Source organism: Lactobacillus colini (assembly GCF_017874575.1).
GTDB lineage: Bacteria > Bacillota > Bacilli > Lactobacillales > Lactobacillaceae > Lactobacillus > Lactobacillus colini.
Map to the genome: position 1 here is coordinate 150,909 of NZ_JAGGLU010000004.1, position 23,115 is coordinate 174,023.

Annotated in this window: 25 protein-coding genes, 1 other RNA gene and 1 other annotated feature; of the genes, 3 read left to right on the forward strand and 23 right to left on the reverse strand. The window is 36.4% G+C overall.

The window, feature by feature from the left end; all coding sequences use genetic code 11:
- Nucleotides 1–35: 35 nt before the first annotated feature.
- From J2Z60_RS05095 to coaBC, 16 genes are all read right to left on the reverse strand, one after another.
- Nucleotides 36–1,208, reverse strand: coding sequence for a MalY/PatB family protein (locus J2Z60_RS05095; protein ID WP_209686598.1), 1,173 nt, complete (start codon nucleotides 1,206–1,208; stop codon nucleotides 36–38).
- Nucleotides 1,209–2,102, reverse strand: a complete 894-nt coding sequence (locus tag J2Z60_RS05100) for a DUF3737 family protein (protein ID WP_209686599.1) — start codon at nucleotides 2,100–2,102, stop codon at nucleotides 1,209–1,211.
- A 120-nt stretch (nucleotides 2,103–2,222) separates the two neighbouring features.
- Nucleotides 2,223–3,620, reverse strand: coding sequence for an amino acid permease (locus J2Z60_RS05105; protein ID WP_209686600.1), 1,398 nt, complete (start codon nucleotides 3,618–3,620; stop codon nucleotides 2,223–2,225).
- Between the two features lie 4 nt (nucleotides 3,621–3,624).
- The gene (gene mmuM / locus J2Z60_RS05110) at nucleotides 3,625–4,545 is read right to left on the reverse strand and encodes a homocysteine S-methyltransferase (protein WP_209686601.1); all 921 of its coding nucleotides are present in this window, start codon (nucleotides 4,543–4,545) and stop codon (nucleotides 3,625–3,627) included.
- A gap of 42 nt (nucleotides 4,546–4,587) precedes the next feature.
- Nucleotides 4,588–4,824: a binding site (T-box leader), on the reverse strand.
- 326 nt (nucleotides 4,825–5,150) lie between these two features.
- Nucleotides 5,151–5,516, reverse strand: a transfer-messenger RNA (tmRNA) gene (gene ssrA, locus J2Z60_RS05115).
- 52 nt (nucleotides 5,517–5,568) lie between these two features.
- The gene (locus J2Z60_RS05120; protein ID WP_209686602.1) at nucleotides 5,569–6,768 is read right to left on the reverse strand and encodes an acetate/propionate family kinase; all 1,200 of its coding nucleotides are present in this window, start codon (nucleotides 6,766–6,768) and stop codon (nucleotides 5,569–5,571) included.
- A gap of 28 nt (nucleotides 6,769–6,796) precedes the next feature.
- Entirely contained in the window at nucleotides 6,797–7,804 is a 1,008-nt protein-coding gene (locus J2Z60_RS05125) for a class I SAM-dependent methyltransferase (protein ID WP_209686603.1), read from the reverse strand.
- A 175-nt stretch (nucleotides 7,805–7,979) separates the two neighbouring features.
- Entirely contained in the window at nucleotides 7,980–8,528 is a 549-nt protein-coding gene (locus J2Z60_RS05130; RefSeq protein WP_209686604.1) for a ComGF family competence protein, read from the reverse strand.
- Nucleotides 8,515–8,784: a type II secretion system protein gene (locus J2Z60_RS05135; RefSeq protein WP_209686605.1), complete on the reverse strand. Its 270-nt coding sequence runs from the start codon at nucleotides 8,782–8,784 to the stop codon at nucleotides 8,515–8,517. Before J2Z60_RS05135 ends, J2Z60_RS05130 begins: the two co-directional genes overlap by 14 nt.
- A complete protein-coding gene (locus tag J2Z60_RS05140; RefSeq protein WP_209686606.1) occupies nucleotides 8,777–9,202 on the reverse strand; it encodes a hypothetical protein in 426 nt (141 codons plus the stop codon). The genes J2Z60_RS05135 and J2Z60_RS05140 overlap by 8 nt, the downstream gene beginning before the upstream one ends.
- On the reverse strand, nucleotides 9,174–9,500 hold the full coding sequence (locus tag J2Z60_RS05145; protein ID WP_209686607.1) for a prepilin-type N-terminal cleavage/methylation domain-containing protein: 327 nt from the start codon (nucleotides 9,498–9,500) through the stop codon (nucleotides 9,174–9,176). Before J2Z60_RS05145 ends, J2Z60_RS05140 begins: the two co-directional genes overlap by 29 nt.
- A gap of 8 nt (nucleotides 9,501–9,508) precedes the next feature.
- Nucleotides 9,509–10,510, reverse strand: a complete 1,002-nt coding sequence (locus J2Z60_RS05150) for a type II secretion system F family protein (RefSeq protein ID WP_209686608.1) — start codon at nucleotides 10,508–10,510, stop codon at nucleotides 9,509–9,511.
- Nucleotides 10,476–11,453 (reverse strand): competence type IV pilus ATPase ComGA, encoded by a 978-nt coding sequence (gene comGA / locus J2Z60_RS05155; RefSeq protein WP_209686609.1) that lies wholly within the window; start codon nucleotides 11,451–11,453, stop codon nucleotides 10,476–10,478. The genes J2Z60_RS05150 and comGA overlap by 35 nt, the downstream gene beginning before the upstream one ends.
- A 121-nt stretch (nucleotides 11,454–11,574) precedes the next feature.
- Nucleotides 11,575–12,306 carry a YebC/PmpR family DNA-binding transcriptional regulator gene (locus J2Z60_RS05160; protein WP_209686610.1) on the reverse strand — a complete coding sequence of 244 codons (732 nt, stop codon included), beginning with the start codon at nucleotides 12,304–12,306 and terminating at the stop codon, nucleotides 11,575–11,577.
- 102 nt (nucleotides 12,307–12,408) lie between these two features.
- Nucleotides 12,409–12,936, reverse strand: a complete 528-nt coding sequence (locus J2Z60_RS05165; RefSeq protein ID WP_209686611.1) for a VanZ family protein — start codon at nucleotides 12,934–12,936, stop codon at nucleotides 12,409–12,411.
- 1 nt (nucleotide 12,937) lies between these two features.
- Complete coding sequence (coaBC, locus tag J2Z60_RS05170; RefSeq protein ID WP_209686612.1) at nucleotides 12,938–14,128, reverse strand: bifunctional phosphopantothenoylcysteine decarboxylase/phosphopantothenate--cysteine ligase CoaBC; 1,191 nt, start codon at nucleotides 14,126–14,128, stop codon at nucleotides 12,938–12,940.
- Nucleotides 14,129–14,289: 161 nt separating this feature from the next.
- Between coaBC and J2Z60_RS05175 the strand changes: the two genes are divergently transcribed.
- The gene (locus tag J2Z60_RS05175; protein WP_209686613.1) at nucleotides 14,290–15,177 is read left to right on the forward strand and encodes a DUF4097 family beta strand repeat-containing protein; all 888 of its coding nucleotides are present in this window, start codon (nucleotides 14,290–14,292) and stop codon (nucleotides 15,175–15,177) included.
- A gap of 48 nt (nucleotides 15,178–15,225) precedes the next feature.
- Here J2Z60_RS05175 and J2Z60_RS05180 read toward each other — a convergent pair whose 3' ends face one another.
- From J2Z60_RS05180 to J2Z60_RS05205, 6 genes are all read right to left on the reverse strand, one after another.
- Entirely contained in the window at nucleotides 15,226–16,068 is an 843-nt protein-coding gene (locus J2Z60_RS05180; RefSeq protein WP_209686614.1) for an SDR family oxidoreductase, read from the reverse strand.
- A 380-nt stretch (nucleotides 16,069–16,448) separates the two neighbouring features.
- A complete protein-coding gene (locus J2Z60_RS05185; protein ID WP_209686615.1) occupies nucleotides 16,449–16,937 on the reverse strand; it encodes a PTS sugar transporter subunit IIA in 489 nt (162 codons plus the stop codon).
- Between the two features lie 8 nt (nucleotides 16,938–16,945).
- A complete protein-coding gene (locus J2Z60_RS05190; RefSeq protein WP_209686616.1) occupies nucleotides 16,946–17,440 on the reverse strand; it encodes a hypothetical protein in 495 nt (164 codons plus the stop codon).
- 1 nt (nucleotide 17,441) lies between these two features.
- Nucleotides 17,442–18,230, reverse strand: a complete 789-nt coding sequence (locus J2Z60_RS05195) for a MurR/RpiR family transcriptional regulator (RefSeq protein ID WP_209686617.1) — start codon at nucleotides 18,228–18,230, stop codon at nucleotides 17,442–17,444.
- A 75-nt stretch (nucleotides 18,231–18,305) separates the two neighbouring features.
- Entirely contained in the window at nucleotides 18,306–20,180 is a 1,875-nt protein-coding gene (locus J2Z60_RS05200; protein ID WP_209686618.1) for a PTS sugar transporter subunit IIBC, read from the reverse strand.
- A 67-nt stretch (nucleotides 20,181–20,247) separates the two neighbouring features.
- Nucleotides 20,248–21,588 (reverse strand): family 4 glycosyl hydrolase, encoded by a 1,341-nt coding sequence (locus J2Z60_RS05205; protein ID WP_209686619.1) that lies wholly within the window; start codon nucleotides 21,586–21,588, stop codon nucleotides 20,248–20,250.
- Between the two features lie 492 nt (nucleotides 21,589–22,080).
- Between J2Z60_RS05205 and J2Z60_RS11085 the strand changes: the two genes are divergently transcribed.
- Together J2Z60_RS11085 and J2Z60_RS05215 are read left to right on the forward strand one after the other, a co-directional pair.
- Nucleotides 22,081–22,137: a putative holin-like toxin gene (locus tag J2Z60_RS11085; RefSeq protein ID WP_425352221.1), complete on the forward strand. Its 57-nt coding sequence runs from the start codon at nucleotides 22,081–22,083 to the stop codon at nucleotides 22,135–22,137.
- A 246-nt stretch (nucleotides 22,138–22,383) separates the two neighbouring features.
- Nucleotides 22,384–22,440: a putative holin-like toxin gene (locus J2Z60_RS05215; protein ID WP_245328727.1), complete on the forward strand. Its 57-nt coding sequence runs from the start codon at nucleotides 22,384–22,386 to the stop codon at nucleotides 22,438–22,440.
- A 249-nt stretch (nucleotides 22,441–22,689) separates the two neighbouring features.
- Here the strand turns inward: J2Z60_RS05215 and J2Z60_RS05220 are convergent.
- Nucleotides 22,690–23,115 (reverse strand): Rib/alpha-like domain-containing protein (locus J2Z60_RS05220; protein ID WP_209686620.1); only part of this gene is annotated, 426 nt, incomplete at its 5' end.

The window sequence follows — 23,115 nt, forward strand, 5'->3', positions numbered from 1 at the left end:
AACATGAAACCACTTTCAGATATTAAAATCAATCTTTATTTAGCCATATTTTGAAAATCGTGAATTGCCTTACTTAATCTAGCCATTGCATCTTCAACCATCGGCTTCGGACAAGCCAAATTAATTCTTAAAAAGTCATTCCCATTGCCACGATAAACGCTGCCAGCTGAAACGACTAGACCAGTATCTTCTCTAATAAATTGACTAAGCCCAGCGCTATTATCAGATACTTCACTTATGTCTAACCACATCAAATATGTTGCCCTACCAGCTACTACCTTAACCTCAGGTAAATATTCCTTAATAAAATTAGTCGCATAGTCAAAGTTATTATTTAAAACCTGCTTCAACTCTTTCAACCAGTTATGCCCCTTGGTATATGCAGCAATACTTGCTGGAATTGCTAACAAATTCGGCTCGGCTAGTTCTTCACTATTAAGTCCACGATTAACAATTGAGCGCAAATTATCATTTGGGATGATAACTGTCGCCGCATGCAAGGCAGCAACATTAAAAGTCTTACTTGGTGAGACTAAGCTAATTACATTCGATAATAAATTAGTATCAATAGCAAAGGCAGGTATATAGGAATCACCAAACCTAACTAAATCGCCATGGATTTCATCGGAAAGCAAGACTACATGGTACTTTTTACATAAGCTGGCAATCCTTTCGATTTCTGCCTTAGTCCAGACCTTGCCAATTGGATTATGTGGATTACAAAAAATCATTAATGCAGTTAATGGATCAGCTAATTTTTCTTCTAGATCTTGCCAATCAACGCTATAAGCTTCCCCATCAAAGACTAAGTCGCTAGATAACACATGACGACCGTTATTCTCAATTGAATTATAAAAGATATTATAAACCGGCTCTTGGACCAATACATTATCGCCCAAATGCGACACTCTTCTAACTATTGAAGAAATAGCCGGCACAACTCCAGTTGAAAAAATCATCCAGTCATCCTTGGGCTTAAAGTTATGTTCTTGTTCATACCAACCCGCAACTGCATTAAAGTAATCATCTTGCGGCTCTTCATAGCCAAATGCTCCTAGTTGAAGCTTGTCTTGCATTGCCTGAATAATTTCAGGAGCAATCTTAAAGTCCATATCCGCAATCCACATTGGTAATTCATTATCTTTAATATTCCATTTAACCGAATCGGTGTGGCGACGCGGCGGAATAGTTGTAAAGTCATACTTCATTTATTTTGCCTCTTGATTAGTATCAGAATGATCAATTCTCTCAAACACTGGTAAATCTGAAATTATCTGAGTTGCTTGAGGATCTACCTTTTCAGGGTCGATAATTATGGTCTTAATTCGATGAGCATGAATCTTACCAGAAATTGGATTCTTAATTGAATCAACTTCATTAGTAATTTCTGCCTTAATCTTAGAACATTTTTCAAAGGCAAGTCCAGTATGAAGCAGTTGACAATTTTCTAATTTTAAATCATTGATATAACATAAGCCCTGGTCGCTTTTGATGCTGCAATTAATAAATTCAATATGATTAGTATTCCAAGCTAGATATTCACCATCCAAGCTACAATTGACTAACTTAACATTTTCACAATTCCAAAAAGCATCTTTTGAAACAAAGTGACAATTATGGCATTCAATATTATTAGCTCCATCAAAGACGTAATTACCAATAATATCTACATTCTCTAAATAAATATCTGAACTATCTTTACCAAAATAGTCGCCGTTAACTTGTGAGTTAGTAATCTTAATTTGGTTACAAGACCACATAGTTTCTTCAGCATTAGAGAAGAATACATGATCTAATTCAATCTTACTACATCTCCGAAACAGCTTCGGTGCTTGCAAGTTACTGTTCTTGATACTAATGTCATTTGTATACCAGATGCCACTACGAGACATAGTTTCAAAAGTACTGTTAACAACATTGATCTGATTGCTGTACCATAGCGGATACTTATAAGTAAAAATTGTATTCTTAATGTCCAAGCCACTTGTTTCTTTTAAAGGAGATTCACCATAACCAAAAGTTATACTATCTAAAACCGCATCCTCAATTCCATAAAGAGATCGTTCGCCTTCAAAATATTTATCTCTAATAACTTTTCTCATTTTAAGCTTCCTTATCTTAAAAAATATAATAATTTTGCTATCATAGATATTTTTAAATAACTAGGCAAACAAGTCTAATACTTAATCTTTATGTTCTACTATAGAAAAAATGCATAATTCTTAGTCACGATTATAGCTAACTCTTTTTACTCGTTTAGTGAAATATTGCCATAAATAATAACCTAAATAGCAAATTATGATAAATGGAATCGTATAATATAATGCCACTCTCTGATTTTTATCAAACCAAATTAAAGCACAAGAAAGAAAACTAGCTATAAAAGCAAAATATGGTACTAATGGATAGCAAGGTGTCTTATATTTCAATTCATTTAAATCATGTCCTTCAGCTATAAATTGCCGTCTAAAATTCAATTCAGCAATGGCAATTGCCATCCATACGATAACTACCGCTAAGCCAGAAATTGAAACCAATACTAGATAAACTGTGCTTGCAGCCACCTTACTTGAAACCAAAGTAAAGATACCGCCAATCATGCTAGCAATTAATGAAGCTGTAGGAACACCACGCTTACCAGTCTTCTTAAAAATTTTAGGAATTGTTCCCTCATTGCTAAGCGACCATAACATTCTAGTTGAAGCATATAGACCAGAATTAGCTGCTGAAATAATAGCCGTCAAGACCACGAAATTCATAATATCTGCCGCAAAAGGAACGTGAATCTGCTCCAACACATATACGAATGGGCTTTGCGTTACACCAGCAACTTTATAAGGGATTAAGGCAGCCATTACCACAATACTACCAATAAAGAAAATGACTAAACGCCACAAGGTAGTCTTAATTGCACTAGGTATTGCCTTTTGAGGTTTAGCTGCTTCTCCGGCTGTAATTCCGATAAGTTCCGTTCCTGAAAAGGCAAAGTTAACAGTTAACATTGTAGTAAACAATCCGCCCCAACCATTAGGGAACCAGCCATTCTTATAGAAATTAGACAAGCCCGGCGTATGAGTAAATCCTTTAATTGGCAAAACTCCGCAAATCGCTAAAAATCCCAAAACTATAAATACGACTATTGCAAATACCTTAATTGCAGATAGCCAGAATTCACTTTCTGCAAAAGTTCTAACCGAAAAAAAGTTACTCAAAAAAATTAAAATCATACAAGCCAAGCTCCAGATCCAAACTGGAATTTGCGGAAACCATTTTTGCATGATTAGACCAGCAGCCGTAAATTCTGATCCTAAGGCGATAGTCCAAGTTAGCCAATACATGATTGCTACCATAAATCCTGTAGCTGGACCAATGTATTTTTTAGCATAAACATGAAAAGCCCCTGTATAAGGCATTGCTACAGATAATTCACCTAAACAAAGCATTACTGCAAATACAATCACAGCCCCTACTAAGTAAGCAATAACTGTTCCTAAAGCTCCAGCCTCATGAATTGTATAGCCTGAACTTAAAAATAATCCAGTTCCAATTACACCGCCAAGTGAAATCATTCTAATATGACGTGTTTCCATCTTCCTGTTTAGATGCGTTTGATGTTTCATATTATCACCTCAATTTGGTTAAAGTTTGACTAATCCGTTTAATCTCTTCTGGTCCCGTAGTGCAACATCCCCCAATTAACCGCGCTCCTAATTGATACCACCTGGCAGCTAGTTGCGAGAATTCATATTGCTTTTCAACTTTTTTCCATTGTTTAACTTTAGGATCATAAACAGTTCCAGAATTTGGATAAACTACTAAGCTTTTATCAGTATATTTATTCATTTCAATTAGTGCTTCATCTACTAGATCAGGATTTACGCAATTAATTCCTACCGCGAACACTTGCTGATATTCATTTATTTTCTTGATAGCTTCTTTTAAAGATGTTCCATCACTAATTTGCTTACTATTTTTTAAGGTAAAGCTAACATATACTGGGATATTTTTAGCGTTTTTCTTGACCCAATCTAACAGGACAATTGTTTCAGATAGTTTAGGTTGGGTTTCAATTGCAAGAATGTCAGGATCTTGACTTAAGACAGTCTTCAGACGCGGAAGGTGAAAAGCTAAGTATTCATCTCTACTTAACTCATAATCACCACGATATTCACTGCCATCAGCCAAATATGCGCCATAAGAACCGATAGTTGCAGCGACATAATTATGTTGCCCTGTTCTATTTTCATAATCATCACGGGCCTGCTTAGCAATTTTGACACCATCTGCAATAAATTTTTTAGCCTCTTGCAAGGAGTACCCAGCTTCAACAAAGGCCTGACTATTTGCTTGATAAGTATCAGTAATTACCAGTTGGGCTCCTGCTTGAAAATAATCCATATGTGCTTGATAAACCTTGTCTAAATCATCAATTAAGGCAATTCCAGTCCATAACTTATTGTTAGTATCAACGCCTTGTCTTTCTAATTCATCTGACATTGCCCCGTCAAGTACTAGTCCTTTCTTAGCTTCTTCAATTAAACTCATCTTAAGATACTCCTTTCGTAAAACAAAAAAGCACTCAATCCTAAAAAGGACGAGTGCTTCGTGTTACCACCTTTATTCGTCTATTACTTACGTAATAAACCTCACTGACTACTATCATAGCCTGTAGTAGATAACGGTCTACAATCCCCGTTGCTGGCTAAATGTCACCAACACTGATATCCAAGCCCATGTTCACCAATGTCACTTAATTATCTCGCACCAACCGATAATTCTCTGCTATAAGTTAGATTAGTTACTCTGCTCTTCAAGCTCTTTTAAATATTTGTTAATAATATATAATTTTAGTTTTAATCTGTCAAGAATAAAATTGACACACTGTTGATATTTTTCTTAGCCCAATTATTAAAACTTTCTAGAAAGATACATTCTTCTAACATTTTTTATTCTATTACAATATTCTTTTTTTAGATTTTTTTCGGTCAAATTTCGGTCAAAAAATTACTTAATAAATCTACGTTTATCAAGAACATTAAAAGATAACCTTTCAATACTATCTATATTTGTTAGATTTTCAGATAATTTTGAAAAATAAAAAGTCTTTATTACAAGCTTTTAAGTCACTTGATAATAAAGACTTCAATCAACTATGGAGATGAGGGGAGTTGAACCCCTGTCCAAACGCATTCCGTCATTAACCTCTACGATCATAGTTATATTACTTGATCTCGCCTTAACACTACGCCATATAACAGGGCTGATGTATTAAGACATACCTAGTCAATCTTATTTTTAACTATTCAGGTAAGGTAGTTAAACGTAGCTCACTAATGGTAAAACCCAAGAAGCAGCCATGAGCAAACCGCTACTGGATCACGAGAGCTGACTAAGCAGCTACTGCGTAAGAATTTTCGTTATTTGCAGTTATATTTAACTGTGACGTTTTAACGTAGACGTGACCTACGAATCGCAGTCAATGCGAATCTACGCCTGTCGAATCCCAAAACATCCCCAGGTACGTTAACTATCTTAACATACCTGAGAATGAATTGCGACTATAACGAATTATTTATCTAAATGAGCCAAACGAACAACATCACGTTCAATCATTAATTCCTCATCAGTTGGAATAATCATTCCAATAACCTTAGAATCGGGCTTAGTAATTATCTTTTCACCGTTAGTACTATTAGCTTGTTCATCTGGAATTAGACCAATAATACGCATTTGGTCCATCACAGCTTGACGAATAGCTGAATTGTGTTCACCAATACCAGCAGTGAAGACAATTACATCTAAGCCACCCATTTCCATAAAGTAAGAACCAATATAGCGAACTAAACGATTAATAAAGATTTCTCTGGCTAGCTTAGCACGCTTATTGCCCTTCTCTTCAGCAGCTATAATATCACGCATATCTGGTGAAACACCTGAAATACCTAATAAGCCTGACTTATGGTTAAGAATATCAATTGCATCATCAAAGTCGCTGATACCACTCTTCATCATAATATATTGAATAACTGATGGATCAATATCACCGCTACGCGTGCTCATTGTTAAGCCAGCTACTGGGCTAAATCCCATTGAAGTATCAAATGACTTACCATCCTTAACAGCAGTAATAGATGCCCCACTACCTAGGTGGCAGACAATCATCTTCATGTCTTCAAGTGGCTTGTTAAGCAGCTTAGCTGCACGCTGGGTCACATAACGTACTGAAGTTCCATGAGCGCCGTACTTTCTTGCGCGGTACTTTTCGTAATAATCATAAGATACTGAATATAGATATTGCACAGGATCTAATGTCTGATGGAAAGACGAATCAAATACTGCTACTTCAGGTACACCAGGAAGTATTTTCATAAAGGCACGAATACCATCAGCTTCTGGAATATTGTGCAATGGAGCATACTCAGATAAGTCATATAGCTTCTGAATATTGTGTTCATCAATAAGAGCACTATCTTTAAATTCTTCCCCACCAGCAACTACTCGGTGACCAACACCAGCAATTTCTGAAAAATCTTCAATGACATTATGTTGCTTAAGCCAGTCTAGGAGTTTTTGAACTGCTTGTTCTTGAGTCGGAATATCCTTCTCTTCTTCAAACTTAGTTCCATCTGCTAATTCTAAAGAAAAAACAGAGTTATCCAAGCCAACACGATCTGCCATCCCAGATGCAATTACCTTCTCATCAGGGTAAGAAAACAACTTGTACTTAAATGAAGAACTACCAGAATTTATTGCTAAAATCTTTTTCATTTTATACCTCTTAATTTTACTAGATACATTACTCAACATCTTTATTGTACCAGTCATTTAACTTCAAATTAAATTCAACTAAAGACTTAGGATCTTTTAGTGAATCTAATTTTGCAATTAATACTTCTTTAGGTTTAACATTCTCGCCATGATTTTGCAAAACTAAAATAGATTTTTGTTGGACTTCATTTGCAAACATATCATTAGGTAACTCGACAATTGCTTGAATATTCACCTTCTTAGCTAGCCACGGCATGAAGTCAGCTGAATTCTTATCTGAAAATAGGAGCTTAGGCACAACTAAAAAGGCATAGCCACCTGAGCGAAGATTCTTGATTGCTTGTTCAATCATTAAAGTATGAGTAAATGAATGTCCTTGTTTAGCATGATTTTCAAAGTTTTTAGCATTATCATCTAGTGGATAATAACCTACTGGTAAATCTGTCAAAATAACATCCGCTGTTGGAATCATCCATGAATCAAGGGCATCTTGACGAAATAGCTCAATATTTAAATCATCTAAGTGAGCACCAACATCCGCTAGATCAAGCAACCCCTCATCATTATCAATTCCAAATAACTTATAGTCATTCTTAGAATGATTTTCAGCAATTAATTGTCTAACCACAGAATATAACAGTGTTCCAGTTCCAATTGCAGGATCAACAATTGATTTAAAATTCTTAGGAACAATCTTTTGCCAGATTAGGGCAATTACTGTCGCAATAATTGTTGGTGTTGGCATTTGCGTATAGTCTCTGCCATCTTCATTAACTGCCTTCAAAGCTAATAAGGTAAAAATCTGCATCTTCAATTGACGTGACATATTTTCATAGCCTAAAGCATGATATTTTTCAGTTAATTGCGCGACAGTTTCTTTATCGGGTGCTCCGGCTTCAACTTTAATTTTTCCATTTTCTAAATTATCAAAAGTTTCAGTCAAAGCTGATGAAAAGGACACGTTTAGATCCTTTTGTAATAATTCAACTACTTCTTGAAATTTTGGATAAAGTTCTTCTAATTTTTGTTTTTGCATAGTTCTAACCCCTTTACCTTAATATTCTATAGGTTAGTGAATTAAGTCGCAAGAACTGTAAATTTTCAATTAGAGGAAGTATTTCAATAACATTAAGTTATTTTCCATATTTTGGCAAAAGTAATTCATATAAAATTCCGTAAATAATATGCAAGTAGTCAATACTAAGACAGCACTAAGTAGTGCGCTTGCTGGAAGTTTCTGGCTTTTCTTTTTGATCGTTAACATCTTTTGGCTTGCTCTTTTCTTTTTTAACTTTTAGCGGTTTATCAACTTTAAAAACTAACTCACTGCGTCCGCCCTCTTCCTCATTAACACTAATTGTAAACTCATCAATATCATAAGAAAAATGGCTCGATCTAAGATTCAATAATAGTGGAACGTGTCCACCGTCAATACCGCTCATTCTGACCATGTTATGATAGCTTTCAATAACGTAAGTATCAAATACAGGTTCACCGTTATCCTTTTCAGAAACTAATGTTTTCAAAACTATTCTGGCACCATTAGAACTATCAGGATAAATTTCAACATGCTTTTTTCTTTTAAGGAATTTATCTAATTGCATATAACTGTATGCTACATTGTTGGCGGGATCTTTTAGCTTTTCGCTGTTTTTGATTATGCCGAGCGTATTTTGCAAAATCGTAAAGCACATCAACGTAATCATTAAGGCTAGAATTGCTTCTGCAATTGTGAAGCCCTTAAGCTTATTTAACTTCATATACTACTTTACCCATAGTCTTATCTAGAACTTGATCGGCTCCAGCCTGTTCATAGAGATGATCGTGAACTGTTACTTGCTGTTTACTAGTATTGTTAAGGACATAGCTAGCATAAGCTCGGTCAATTCTTCGATCAATGTTTTGATTAATCTTTTTAGTTTGACCCAATGTATAAAACAATAAGGTAACGCCCAAACATGCTAAAAATAAGCTAACACTCGCCTCTAATAATAAAAAGCCTCTCTGCTTAACCATCAACCATCTTACCCCACATCATTTGAATCTTGATCTTTACCCTTTGATTGTTATTAACAAATGTAATTGTCCTAGGAGTTAAGTTGCCATCTTGTGAAATATTAATTGGAAAGCCATAAATATTAATATTATCAGGCAACTTATATCTTTTAGTTCCTTGATTGCCACTCCTTACCTTAATTTGTTGCTTATTAGTATCATATTCCACAATCCTGATACTATGAGTGAGAGCAGCTTGCCTAGCTGCATAGTTAATTGCTGTTCGACATGATCTTTTAGCGTTAAGCAAGTCAACTGACTCTTGGTATCCTCTTAGATATAAGGCTGGCACTAATGCCAAAAAAGCTACGATGAAGGTAATGATGATCGTTTCTGCTAAAGTGAAGGCTTTAATTCTCTGGACCTTTGACAATTCCATCTTTAATTTCATATTTATTCTTTATAGCACGATCATATTGTTTGTCAGTTATTAATTTCTCTTCTTTAAGATCATCCCAGCTTGGATTTTCCTTACCAGATAGTTCAACTTGCGTTTGCAAAGTAGTCTTAAAAGCTTCTTCTGTTCTATCTTCTGCTTTTTTCCTTTGGGTACTTAAATTTGGTACTACCAACAAAATTAAAATAGCAATGATTGCAATCACAACCACCATTTCAATTAAGGTAAAGCCCTTAGCTTTCTTAAAATTTTTTAGTAATGATTTGATTTTTGTTTTCATTTTTTCTCCTACATATTCTGCATCGTAGCGTACATCGGTAATAATATTTTTAAATACATCCCCAAAATGCACACCCCAATAAAGATAAAGCAAATCGGCTGAATATTAACAACCATCCTGCTAATCTTCAAATTTAATTCATAAAATAACGTCTTGCCTAAAATTGCACATCTCTTGCCGATCTCTTGCTTAGTAGCTCCTGTACTAATCAGCAATAATAAGCTCTTCGGCAAAAATACCTCAGTTTCAATAATCTGCTTGAGAGTCTTGCCTGACTCTAATTGATGATAAATCTTACTACCTAGAACTTGCTGGATTGAACCTATTGGTTGACTTTGGAGTAAGATGCACATCTGCCGGAGCGAGAAGCCATCTTGCAATAAGATAGCTAAATCATACACAATTAAATAATGCACATAAATCTCAACAGTTTGACCAATTATCGGAATTGAGCGCAGCTTTTTTAGAGAGTTATAATCTTGCCTATTAAGTAAATAAAATAAACGACTAACGGCAATAATTCCTCCGATTACCAATAAAGCTAAGAAGCCGAATAAGATATCACTACCACTATCAGAAATTAACATCTCATTCTTCAAAAATGTATGCATAAAAAATAATAGTACCAACATCATACTCACTAACATTGCTGGATAGGCTAACTCACTCTTAATTTTTTTCAATTGCTTAATCTTCAGCCTACTTAATTGTGCTAATTGGTCTAAGCAGTCAACTAAACTCCCATCTACCAGCGCCATCTCAATCTGGGCAGCTACTGTCTTAGAGAACCCTAATTCTAATAAGACCTGACTAAACTTCTCACCTGCTGCTATTTTTTGGTTTAAGTTATTTAATAGTGTTCTTTTAGCTGACCAAATCTGTGGCATTAAACTTAAAGCTGCATTCAAAGAAAAGCCATTAGCCAGCGTCTGCCTTAAATAATCTAAAAAGATTAACTGCTCACTAGTTGACAGCTTATCCTTCTTGGTAGTCATTAAAAGTAACTTCATCTATCTGCCCCTGCTTCTTCAAATAAGTTAAGTTATTCTTCCAGGAAATAAAATTACCCCGTTCAGAATTAAATATTTCATCTCTTAATTGCTTACCGCTAGCAATATCTAAAATGCAGCTCAATTGTCTATCTTGATTCAATAATAGACGTTGATAAGAAATTGCGGTTAGGGAATTAGCTAATTCATCTTGCCTAACTCCTAATCCTTCTAAGCGTGACAAAGTCTGAAAAGTACTCTTAGCATGTACAGTTGCTAGCACTAAATGTCCACTTAAGGCAGCATTGACAGCTAACTTAGCCGTTTGGCTATCTCTAATCTCACCGATAATCAAAATGTCTGGTCGGTGGCGTAAGGCTGCCTTAAGTAAGTCAGAATAAGTAATTGCTGCTACGTTATTGACTTGCGTCTGTAAAAACGTCTCCTCCCAAATCTCAACTGGATCTTCAATCGTCATTACCATCTTGTTGCAACTAATTGAGTGTGCAACTTGATACATGGTTGAAGTCTTGCCAGATCCAGTTGGTCCGCTAGTAACGATCATGCCACGCCGCTTAGCAAGTAATTCTAATTGCTCTAGTTGCTCAGGCAAAAAATACCGATTCTCCTGCATCCCATAAATCACCCTAATAACTAAAGATTCTTGATCATTAAAGTTACCTATGCATGACAGGCGCAAGAAGTAGCGCTTCTTAGCAACCTCCTTAATCAAGGAACCAACTTGCGGACGACGATGCTCAGCAATATCCATTTGCGAAATAAACTTATAATAATTAAGTAACTCTCTACCTAATGCATAGTCTACTTTTTTGAATTCTTGAACGTTTTCTTTTAGTCGGAACTTGACTAAATACTTGTCAATAGCAGGCATGATAAAGATATCACTTACTCGCTTATTAATTGCGTCAATAAGAATATCATTAGCTATAGCTTGTATATCCATCTAAATCTCCTTCCATGAAATTGTGGCCACAATCTTATATACGCAAAAAAGTGGATTTTCTTTTTTTAAAATGTAAAAAAAATAGACCTAGAAAATTCTAGGTCTACTTCTAAATATTATTCTAATCTTCGTCGTCTGCTGCAGCAGTGTAAACATTAGACACATCATCACTGTCTTCTAAGGCATCAATTAAGTGTTCAAATTGTTCCTTCTTATCTGCTGGAACTGGAGTAGTGTTCTGAGGAATCATAGTTAATTCAGCGTTAGCTAACTTGTAACCAGCCTTCTCTAATGCGTCTCTAACAGTAGTAAATTGCTTAGCATCAGTGTAGATTTCAAATGCATCATCACTAGTCTGCAAGTCATCACCACCTGCATCCATAACATCTAATAAGACTTGATCTTCATCTGCATCAGTAGTTGAACGATCAATTACAATATAACCCTTACGGTCAAACATGTAAGCAACTGAACCAGTAGCACCAAGTGAACCACCATTACGAGTAAAGGCAACACGTACGTCTGAAGCAGTTCTGTTCTTGTTATCAGTCAAAGCTTCAACTAAGACTGCAACACCACCTGGAGCATAACCTTCGTAAGTGATTTCGTCGTAGTGTTCGTCAGAGCCACCCTCAGCCTTCTTAATAGCACGCTCAATGTTGCTCTTAGGCATGTTAGCTGCACGTGCCTTATCCATAACTAAACGCAAGCTAGGATTTCCTGAAGGGTCAGGACCACCACTCTTTGCAGCCATGTAAATTTCACGAGATAACTTTTGGAAAATCTTACCTCTTTTAGCGTCTTGCGCATTCTTGCGGCCTTGAATATTGTGCCATTTTGAATGTCCTGACATCAGAATCCTTCTTTCTTTAAATAAATATAGTTAACCCTGTTAATCATAACTCACCGGCGCTTAATATTCAATTATCCTTAGAAAAATAAATCACAAATATTTTTATTTTTTGGCTAAAGTTTTGTTTTTGATCATTTTAGTTCTGATGCTGTAGACAATTATACAAATTAAGATTGCTAATAAGGCTCCGCTGGCATCTAAGCAAACATCCCACACACTAGGTGTGCGATCACCTGTTAGCATCTGGTGGAATTCATCTAATCCAGCCAAGATAATTATTCCTAGCCAGATATATAAAGGACCTGCCCACTTCTTAAAAATCCTATCTAAGCCAAAGCAAGAAAAGAATCCTAATAAAAAATATGAGCCAAAGTGGGCCATCTTCCTCATCACGAACTGAGTCATCCCAGCTACACCATTATCTAATTGAGCGTTATGCCAACGATTCTGATAATAGATATTCCAATTACCTACAATATCTTCCAAAAACCTAAAATGACGATGAATAAATCCAGGCGACATTTCTTGTTCATGATAAGTCATTGAACTAGAAATAAATAAACCAATTAAAATCACCGCCATTAAACAGATAAATACTATTTCTCTAGTAGTTAACCTTAACTTATTCATGCTATTTTTTTATTAAATTCTCCTCTACTAACTTGATCAATCTCTTGGCTATCTTAGATTTATCCATCCGCTGCCAATGAAGTGGGCAAGATTTTTTTTGCAAGATTGTAACTTCATCTTCATCATTGCCAAATACATTCTTAGAAACATCATTAGCTACAATAATATCTGCATTCTTAGATTCTAATTTCTTAGTTGCATTTTCAAGTAAATCATTCGTTTCAGCAGCAAAGCCAATAACTAGTTGGTCGGGCCGCTTCAAAGCTCCAATAGTCTTTAATATATCTGGGGTTTCTTCCAAATCCAATTGGTATTGTATTTTAGCTTGCTTTTTGATTTTATGGTTAACATAATTCTTCACCCGATAATCAGCTACTGCTGCGGCCATAATTAAGACATCCGCCGCTTCAAAATTCTCCTTGACTGCCTTAAGCATCTGTTCAGTGGTTTCTATCTGACTAACTTTTATATTAATATCGTCAGGAAGATCAACGCTGATGTTGCCAACAATTAAGTCCACCTTAAAGCCAGCACTTGCCGCAGCCTTAGCCAAGGCAATACCCATCTTGCCGCTGGAGCGATTGCCAATATACCTGACTGGGTCAATCGGCTCTAGCGTTCCACCAGCAGTAATGACAATTCTCTTATCAGAATTAGAATTACTTAAAAAGCTATCAACCCAAGCTAAGACTTGACTAACTTCTGGCATCCTACCCTTACCGCTATAGCCTTCTGCTAGACGACCAACTACTGGCTCCAACACCTTAACACCATCTGCCTTAATCTGGCTAATATTACGCTGGGTACTAGGCTTAGACCACATATGGCTATTCATTGCTGGTACAACCAAGATTGGACTGCTCGTAGCTAATAAGGTTGTAGAAGCTGCATCATCTGCCAGACCATAAGCAAGCTTAGCAATAATATTGGCTGTTGCAGGAACAACTAGAGCTAATTCACTCCAATCAGCTAATTCAATATGACTAATCTTAGCCTGCTCACTTTCAACCCATAGATTATCCAAGACTGGATACTTAGTCAGCGCCGCAAGAGTCTGCTTAGCAACGAAATGCTCTGCATTCTCAGTCATTACGACCCTAACCTGGTGACCTTGCTTTTGCAGGCCGCGGACAACTTCAACTGCCTTATAAGCTGCAATTCCACCAGTTAAATAAACTGCAATTCTACTCACTCAACATACCTCCGAACTAATAACTAACTATAGTAGTTTTTGAGCTAAAAATTAACTATTCTTCTATCTCTTGACCAAATCTTAGAAAATCACACTTATCTAAAAAGAATTCTTTGACTAAATATTCTATAATATTGTTAATAAGATAAGGAGCTTTTATTATGCTTGACGATAAAATAAAACAAATCTTTAATAATTATCCTGCTAGATCTGATTTAAAACAACTGGAGGATGCAATTGGCTTAAAGCTAGTCAATGAATCTAAACTTTCACTTACTGATATTGACGAAATCCACTTCAATTATCGACTAGGTGACCTATTAATTCTACCTTCACCTGACCTTGACCAGTTAATTGTCCGTGACCTCATGTCAAGAGATATTTCTAAACTCTATTCCACCGTTGAAAAAGTTGGCAACGTAATCAAGGTCACCCAAGGTCCCAAGAAGTTAGTAGGATTATTTAAAAATAAGGTTATTATCCTACTTCCTGCTAGCTATACTGGATTTTTGACTATTAGAAGTCAGTCTGGCGATGTTAGCTTCAGTTCTCTAGACCAAGATTGTCTGTTAGATGTCACTGCTATCTCTGGCGATGTCCATATGCTTAACTCTAATGTTGCTAGACTCCAAGCCGATCTTAAATCAGGCGATATCAACTTATCAGCTAGTCAAATCAGCGATTGCCATATTAATACTCAATCCGGCGATATCACTGCTAGTGACGTTAATATTGACGATAAAAATGGCGAGATGGCATTGAGTGCTACTAGTGGTAAAATCAATCTCGCCAACATTTCAACTAAAAGATTATTAATTACCAGTCATAGCGGTAACATTAAGATATTGGTACCTGATAACCTACAATTTAAATTCTTAATCTCTTCTAAGAGTGGCAATATTATCTTGCCAATGGATGCAATAATTTATGCAGAAGATAATTATAATCCGCTTAGAGGCTATGTTGGCTCGCAAGATGCTAGCTCTCAACTGGATATAACTAGTAAGAGTGGTAATATTAAGATCTTAAATGTAAATAATGATATCTAAAAAAATATATTCCTCAAAATTCTGGAGGAATATATTTTTTGTATAATTTTAATCAAAATCAATACTTCTGCTTAAATCAATGTTTTCATTGGTTTCTTGAATAACTTCATTGATCTTAGCTTGCAAGGCTCCGATTGCCCCATCACCTAAATATATCCGCTTAGGCGGTTCAGCCATTTGGGCTAGCTTAATTAAAGCCTCGCCAACTAGTGCGGGATTGCCACTTTGATTATGGTTTAAGTTTTCAAATCCATTCATCATTCGTCTTACCAAACTATAATCTTCAATTACCTTTTCGGGACGCTTCATCGAACTATTATCCAAGAAGTCCGTTCTCACTCCCCAAGGACATACAGCTGTAACCTTAATGTTAAAGTCCTTCACTTCATCTGCTAGTGCCTCACTAAACATAATTACAGCTGCCTTAGTTGCAGAATATATTCCTTGTGTTGGTCCAGTAACTGTTCCTGAGATTGATGACATATTGATGATGCGACCAGACTTTTGCTTACGCATATACGGCAATACAGCTTGTGTTACTTCCAGTAAGCCAAAGAAATTAACATCAAAGTTAGTCTTTACTTCTGCAATTGAAAACTCTTCAACCGCACCTAAAAGTGCGTAACCGGCATTATTGACTAAGACGTCAATTTGACCCAATTTTTCAATAACTTCACTAATAGCTTTATTAATACTCTCTTCAGTAAATAACATTTGTACAGCTTTAAAATTGGCAACCTTATCAGGTAATTCCTTCTGCACTTTGCTTACAAGTTTATCTGGAGTACGACTTGTCCCGACTACCGTATATCCAGACCTTAATCCTGCTAGGACAGTTTCAAGTCCAATACCTTTAGAAGCTCCAGTAACCATCATTACTTGCTTTGTCATAGTATCATCCTTTTTCTAACTTTGGAATAATAATTATTATTAGACATAATATACCACATATAGTTTTGTTCTAGTTAATAATTCATCTCAATGTCTTTAATCTTTAACTAATTCTATAAGTTACAACTGTTCACACGTTCTTTTAGCCAAAAAACTGCAAAATTATTGAACAAGCAAAAGCCGTTAACAACTTAGCCAAAAGTATAGCTGCGGCTTTTTTTGCTTGTTTTAGTTTTTTAATTCCTCAATGAACTCTTTTACAGCTTTTACCAAGTTAGTCACAGACTTGAATAAGTCTGTTAACTCATTAATCCTACTCTACATATCCATAAAAAAATGAACCGAATCAAACGACTCGGTTCATTTTCATTAGGTATTTATTATTTGAAGTGGATTGTTTGCACTTGATTACCGTGACTAACATTGCCTTCAGCAACCTCTTCTGGATCGAGGGAGTTAATAATATCCATGTTAGTGTAAACTACGATTGCTGAATCATCACGGCCACTATCGGTAATCTGCTTAAGATCCATGCTGGCAAGTTGCTGACCAGCCTTAACCTCATCGCCTTGCTCAACCATCACTTCAAAAGGCGCACCCTTTAACTCAACAGTATCAAGACCTAAGTGGATTAAGATTTCTAATCCATCCTTAGTCTTAACACCAATTGCGTGTTTAGTTGGAAATAATGTTGAAATAGTCCCATCAACTGGTGAAAAGATGTCGCCATTGCTGGGCTTAATTGCATAACCATCGCCCAGCATCTTAGTTGAAAAAACATCATCCTTTACTTTAGTGATGGGCATAATCTCACCATCTGCAACTGCACAAACTTCAAGACCTTTTTTCTTTTTGAAGAAATTAAACATTGTAGAACCTATCCTTTCAAATTAACTAAGATAATAAAGCTAAAACAAATTATCAATAACAATCCAGAAACTACACTGATTAAGCTGACACTACCATCACGTCTCCCAGCTGGTAAGCTCTTAGATTCGTGAATGCCGATTATAGCCAGAACAAATCCGACTAAATTACCAACTAAAATATGAGAAACAGCCTGCCAGACCATGAAGAAGTGATAACTCTCATAGGACTTCAATAATTCTTGCTTACGAATAGCCAAATAATAGCCAATCATAAAGTCAGTAATTGTGATAATGATCCCAATTGCAATCGTTGGTTGCTTCAGCATTGCTTGCCATGATTGATTACTTGCTAATGCTCTTAATTCAACCAATAACCAAAATGCAATCGGTATTACAAGTAAGACATAGGAATACCAAGCTATAGTTTTCTTAGCATCTAAATGTACTGCCTTAGCAATCTTATCTATTAACCTAGAGAATAAATTTTTTGATATTGTCTGCATATTAATCCTCTTTTTCAAGTTGCCAACTTAAATACTCGCTTACTAATAAATCAATTAGATAATAAGCTGAAGTAAATGCAATGCTCTCTTTTTCTTTACTGGGGAAATTCTTAACAAGAGGAACTACAGGAAAATACATATTATATTCTGAAAGAGAAGCCAGCTTATTACGCTCCATATTAGTAAATGAAACTAAGATAAGTTTGTCATTTTCAAGTTTAAGTTGGGTAAGTTCTGAATCAACAATTTCGCCATCTCCGGTAAAAGATACCACGAATAAGATATCACCCATCTTGGCATGCTGGGTCACTTGATGTAATTCATCAACAGCTGCTGGTAAGATAGTCGTGTGAACCCCTGCTACAAAGAACTCATGCGATAGATACTGAGCAACTAATTGTTGCTGCCAGCCAGTAGAATAGATATAGACCATACTTGCCTTATCTATTGCTTGATATAAGTTTCTCATATTCAAACTAGCAAAGTACTTCGTAGTATCTTCATTAGCCTTAACCAAATCTTGTGCAAAATTGTGCTGTGGCTTGATAGTCTTTTTGTTTTGACTTACGAGTTCATCTAAATCGAACTTTAATTCGCTGTAGCCTCTCAACCCCAATTTCTTGCAAAGTCTGAAGATTGCAGATTGAGAAACATACAACTTCCTGGATAGTTCAGATAAACTTAAATTACTACATTCCTCGGGATTACTGAAGATATATTGGATAATCTTCTTCTCGGAATCATTTAGATCATCTTTTCGATTCAAAATCATTGTCTTTAAATTAGTCATCTATTCCATATGCCCCTTTAGATAATATATTCAACAATTACCTAAATTTTAGCATATTTTAGTAATCCCTTACACTTACATAAGTTCTTTCATATTATCTACAATGTCGCCAGCTTCGAGTCCAACAACAATATCTACCTCTTTATCTTTTCTTTGGACTTCTTTAGCATCGAACTTCTTAAATTCTGCGTCAGCTGCAACCTTGTCCACATCAACGACATGAACTCTTACTCTAGTGGAACATGCAATAATATCATCGATGTTAGCTTCGCCACCAAGTAAGTCAAGATAACCAGTTGCCCTTTCAATATATGGATTATCAGGCTTGTTTGAAACTGTAGCTTGACCACCTTGTTGCTTCATCAATTCGTTCATTTCATCAAGAACTTGAGGAACATCTAAGCCTACGATAACTTGAATAGCCTTACCATGGTGAACAACGTTAACTGCCTTATTAGCTTTAAATTCTGCATCAGGTGCAACCTTATCAGGATCAGCAACAGATACACGAAGTCTAGTAGCACATGAGCTTAATTCAGTAATGTTGTTAGCACCACCAAGTAAGTCTAAGTAAGCAGTAGCTCTAGCAATATAAGGATCGTTAGCATCCTTACCAGCATTCTTAGCTGCCATCTTCTGCTTGTATTGACTCTTATTAATTAACTTAACATCTTCATCATCAGCCTCACGACCAGGAGTTACATAGTTGAACTTCTGAATCATAATCTTAAAGATTAGGTAAGTTAAGATACCGAAGATAATGCCGACAGCGAATTGCATGACATATACCTTCCAGTGGTGTTGCCATAATGGTAGCCAGTTCATTGAAGCAATACCAATTGCACCATCACCCATCATACCTCTTAAGCCGAAGGCATACATAGTAGTGTTCATAGTAGCAGCCATTACTGAGTACACTACCCAGAGAATTGGAGCTGCAAACAAGTAAGTAAAGTCAATAGGTTCGGTAATACCAGCAAATACAGAAGTCAGAGCTGCTGGAATTAATAAAGCAGAAGTTTGCTTCTTCTTACTCTTCTTAGCAGTTGCATAGAATGCAAGACAGATAAATGGTACTAAGAATACTTTTTCATTACCGTAAAGTTGGAAGCCTTGGTATGGTGCAAGTTGAGTAAGCGGCTTAGAACTTGCAGCATATTCTGACAAGTGCTTCAACCAGTCTGGTTGAAGTCCACCAGCTACAACTGCTGGTCCTAATTGGAATGGAATATATACCAAGTGGTGAAGACCAGTAGGAATTAAGATACGGTTCAAGAAGTTGTAAAGCCAGACACCAATCGCACCACTAGAAATAATAAAGTGTTGCAATCCACTAATGCCATTTTGTACCTTTGGCCAGCCCCAGCAAGTAAGTAATGCTAGAGGAATCATGGCAAAGAAGCCAAGAACATAAACATAAGTTGAACCTTGGAAGGTACCTAACCATTCAGGTAACTTCTTATCGAAGTACTTGTTGTGAATCCAAACTACAACTAAGGCAACAACAATCGCACCTAAGATACTTGTATCAAGGGTCTTGATGCTAGCAATATTAGTTAAACCATGGTTAGTTGAGTTAGCCACGATTTCAATTTTGGCAAAGTTAGGAATCCCAAATGCACTGCCCCAGTGGGTAAGCATCGCATTAACAAAATAGTTAAAAGTTAAGTAAGTAATAACTGATTCCATTGCTGCTCTACCACGAGCCTTATTAGCAAGACCTAATGGTAAACCTACAGTAAATAGAATTCCTTCTTGATTGAAGACTGTCCAACCACCAGCTGAAATCGTATCCCAAATCGAATTCCAAGTGGTGCCTGGGTTGGCTATTGAGCCAAACAATGTCGGATTATTGAATAAGCTACCTAGCGCTACAACGATACCTGCAAATGAAAAGAGCATAACAGGAACGAACATTGCAGCCCCAAAGCGCTGTATTTTCTGCATCATTCTTTTTCACCTCACTAAGAAAAAAAGTAAGCAGGCATATCAACCTACTTACTTCAACTCAAATATATTATTTAAGTTCTGGCCAATATGGCTTGTTGACAACCATCATGTCGTCTAAGATCTTCTTAGCAACTGATGCATCTGGAACTGTCTTGTTCAATGTGAATGCTTGGAGCATCTTGTTGTATGAGTGCTCTACATAAGCGTCTACGACTAATTTTTCACAAGTTTGTTGTTCCATCATTAGGCCGCGTTGGAATCTACCAGCTTCACCTGTTGCCATTGGTTGGATACCATCAGCACCAAATAATGCAGGTACTTCAACTACTGAATCTGGATCCATATTAGAGATAGCACCATTGTTAGCGCAGTTAGCTAAGAATTTTTCATGTGTATTAAAGGCAATTGCGTGACAGATGTCTACAATATACTCTGAGTGCAAGCCTGAAATGTCCCAAATGTTATCTGCTGCAGTACCAGCCTTAACGATACGTTCACACTCACCAAAGACAATCTTTTGACGATATTCAAGAATTTCATCAGTACGAGTGTGCTTTGGATCAGCATTTGCGACCTCCCATTGTGGGAAGTAGTAGTATTGCATGTAGTTATTTGGTAAGGTCTCTGGCTCTAAGGCATATTCATCGGCAACCTTTCTAAAGGTTGCTTCCCATGAAGCTTCAGTACTCTTGTCATAGTCGCCGCCTACCCAGTAGCCGTGCTCTTTGACATATTCCTTCAACTTAGGCATTAAGTCTTCGCCAGTCTTCTTGTTTCTAACTTCTTTCCACCAGCCGAAGTGGTTCAAGCCGTAGTAGTTGAAGTCGATGTCGTGCCAGCTGTCTAAGCCACAAATAGCAGCCATTCTATCCATGTCGTCGATTGGCATGTCACAAATATTAATGACCTTAGCATTTGGACGAAGACGACGACATGCTTCAGCAACAATTGCAATAGTGTTGGAATAGTTAATCATCCAAGCATTAGGTGAATATTCTTCCATCCAGTCAATAATTTGAAGGATTGCAGGAATTGAACGTAAACCGTATGCCATTCCTCCGGGTCCTGTAGTTTCTTGACCCATAACACCATATTTTAGTGGGATCTTTTCATCGTAGCTTCTCATCTCATACTTACCAACACGGATAGAACCCATTACGAAGTCAACGTCGGTAAATGCTTCCTTAGGATCAGTAGTGTATGAGAACTTAATCTGTGGAGCACGTTCTTTCATGATAATTTCAACTGCTTTGGCAATCTTTTCTTGACGTTCAGCATCATTATCATAGAACTTCAACTGTCTTAATGGGAACTTGTCTTGACTCTTAATTAAGTCTAAAACAAACCCTGGCGTAAATGTACTGCCGCCTCCGGCAATAACTACTGAATACTTCTTTTCACTAGTCATAATCTATATATCCCCTCATATATCGTTTAACTTCGAAGACCTTCCAACTGATATCGCCTTTTGGAATTTATCTTCTTAAGTAGTCAGCTAACTTACATTTATATTTATACCATATTGCGTAAGTGTTGTAAGTGTTTTTGGTATACATAGATAACTTATTTCAGAATTTGCTTATTTGTTTCAAAACGTGAAAAATATTTCACTTATTTTATACAAAAAAAAGAGGCTAATCGCCTCTTTCTGTCTGCAAACATTGTTATAATTGCACTCGCACAAATCAATGCTTAAATTTAATTTTTCATCCCATAAATATTTTTAGCAACTTGAATAAGCAAAAAATACTAGCTTTAAGCGGTTTTATCTTTCAGCTATAATGTTATTTACAGCAAGTTTTATGAGCGGTGGCTGTTTTTTCCTCCCGGAGGTGAGGCCTATGGTCAAAATTCTAAAGGAAAAGTTTCAGCCATGTCGGTCTTTGAAGCATTATCATTAATGCTCTCATTCGGTGTGTTCTTGTTAGCTTTGCTAACTCACATCGACCGCAAATAATAAAAAAGCCGCTCACTATTAACTTTGGCAGGTTATAGAGCGACAATTGTCTACTATAAATATGTCACCGCTCTTAAAGCGGGCTGTTCGGAGTGCGAATGGCACTCCTTTTCTTTTACCTAATTATAACATAGGATAATTCTAAGTATCTAGAATTTAGAGTATAAAGTTAATAATAATTTAAACTCAAAAAGCTATTTTTATATATTTCTGCTTTACATGTCGGTCTTTGAAGCATTATCATTAATGCTTTCATTCGGTATGTTCTTGTTAGCTCTGCTAACTTACATCGACCACAAATAAAAAAGCCGCTCAATTTAAACTTTGACAGGTTATTGAGCGACTTTTGCTAATTGTAACTTTGTCACCGCTCTTAAAGCGGGGTGTTTGGAGTGCATCAGCACTCCTTTTCTTTTATCTAAGTTATAACATAAAACAATTCTAAGTATCTAGAATTTACGGGATAAAGTTGTATTCTCCGTTAGTGAGAGTACAAAAAAATAGCCTAAGTTGTTATGCTTAGGCTATTTTTGATGTGGTTAATTATTCGGCTTAATGCTTCTTCTTACGGTCGCCAAGAAGTCCGAATAATGTCACTGCTGAGATTGCTGCAAGACCTAATGCTGAGAGTAGAGTAGAAGCCTTGTTATCACTACCTGTCTGTGGAAGTGTCTTAGCATTCTTGTTCATAGTTACAGCAGATTTACCTGCGTTAGAACTATGGTTACCTGCATTTTGGCTAGTTGAGCCAGTATTAGCTGAACCGCCGTTTGCAGCATTAGTATTCACATCGTTGACATGAATATGTACAAGAATCTCATCCCTTGAACCATCTGGGTAAGTTACTACTACTGTAGCAGTGTGATTGCCTGGGGTGGTTGTGTCTGGGGTGTCCTTCCAGTCGTAGTGTGTACCTGCTGGCAAGTCGTCCTTGTTGGCAATGCTATCGCCTGCGTTTGGCTTATCACCCTTGTTCAC

What these genes read in the sequence shown, in the direction of transcription:
- J2Z60_RS05095 (WP_209686598.1), bottom strand. Translation starts at nt 1,208, where the DNA reads ATGAAGTATGACTTTACAACTATTCCGCCGCGTCGCCACACCGATTCG.
- J2Z60_RS05100 (WP_209686599.1), bottom strand. Translation starts at nt 2,102, where the DNA reads ATGAGAAAAGTTATTAGAGATAAATATTTTGAAGGCGAACGATCTCTT.
- J2Z60_RS05105 (WP_209686600.1), bottom strand. Translation starts at nt 3,620, where the DNA reads ATGAAACATCAAACGCATCTAAACAGGAAGATGGAAACACGTCATATT.
- mmuM (WP_209686601.1), bottom strand. Translation starts at nt 4,545, where the DNA reads ATGAGTTTAATTGAAGAAGCTAAGAAAGGACTAGTACTTGACGGGGCA.
- J2Z60_RS05120 (WP_209686602.1), bottom strand. Translation starts at nt 6,768, where the DNA reads ATGAAAAAGATTTTAGCAATAAATTCTGGTAGTTCTTCATTTAAGTAC.
- J2Z60_RS05125 (WP_209686603.1), bottom strand. Translation starts at nt 7,804, where the DNA reads ATGCAAAAACAAAAATTAGAAGAACTTTATCCAAAATTTCAAGAAGTA.
- J2Z60_RS05130 (WP_209686604.1), bottom strand. Translation starts at nt 8,528, where the DNA reads ATGAAGTTAAATAAGCTTAAGGGCTTCACAATTGCAGAAGCAATTCTA.
- J2Z60_RS05135 (WP_209686605.1), bottom strand. Translation starts at nt 8,784, where the DNA reads ATGGTTAAGCAGAGAGGCTTTTTATTATTAGAGGCGAGTGTTAGCTTA.
- J2Z60_RS05140 (WP_209686606.1), bottom strand. Translation starts at nt 9,202, where the DNA reads ATGGAATTGTCAAAGGTCCAGAGAATTAAAGCCTTCACTTTAGCAGAA.
- J2Z60_RS05145 (WP_209686607.1), bottom strand. Translation starts at nt 9,500, where the DNA reads ATGAAAACAAAAATCAAATCATTACTAAAAAATTTTAAGAAAGCTAAG.
- J2Z60_RS05150 (WP_209686608.1), bottom strand. Translation starts at nt 10,510, where the DNA reads ATGAAGTTACTTTTAATGACTACCAAGAAGGATAAGCTGTCAACTAGT.
- comGA (WP_209686609.1), bottom strand. Translation starts at nt 11,453, where the DNA reads ATGGATATACAAGCTATAGCTAATGATATTCTTATTGACGCAATTAAT.
- J2Z60_RS05160 (WP_209686610.1), bottom strand. Translation starts at nt 12,306, where the DNA reads ATGTCAGGACATTCAAAATGGCACAATATTCAAGGCCGCAAGAATGCG.
- J2Z60_RS05165 (WP_209686611.1), bottom strand. Translation starts at nt 12,936, where the DNA reads ATGAATAAGTTAAGGTTAACTACTAGAGAAATAGTATTTATCTGTTTA.
- J2Z60_RS05175 (WP_209686613.1), top strand. Translation starts at nt 14,290, where the DNA reads ATGCTTGACGATAAAATAAAACAAATCTTTAATAATTATCCTGCTAGA.
- J2Z60_RS05180 (WP_209686614.1), bottom strand. Translation starts at nt 16,068, where the DNA reads ATGACAAAGCAAGTAATGATGGTTACTGGAGCTTCTAAAGGTATTGGA.
- J2Z60_RS05185 (WP_209686615.1), bottom strand. Translation starts at nt 16,937, where the DNA reads ATGTTTAATTTCTTCAAAAAGAAAAAAGGTCTTGAAGTTTGTGCAGTT.
- J2Z60_RS05190 (WP_209686616.1), bottom strand. Translation starts at nt 17,440, where the DNA reads ATGCAGACAATATCAAAAAATTTATTCTCTAGGTTAATAGATAAGATT.
- J2Z60_RS05195 (WP_209686617.1), bottom strand. Translation starts at nt 18,230, where the DNA reads ATGACTAATTTAAAGACAATGATTTTGAATCGAAAAGATGATCTAAAT.
- J2Z60_RS05200 (WP_209686618.1), bottom strand. Translation starts at nt 20,180, where the DNA reads ATGATGCAGAAAATACAGCGCTTTGGGGCTGCAATGTTCGTTCCTGTT.
- J2Z60_RS05205 (WP_209686619.1), bottom strand. Translation starts at nt 21,588, where the DNA reads ATGACTAGTGAAAAGAAGTATTCAGTAGTTATTGCCGGAGGCGGCAGT.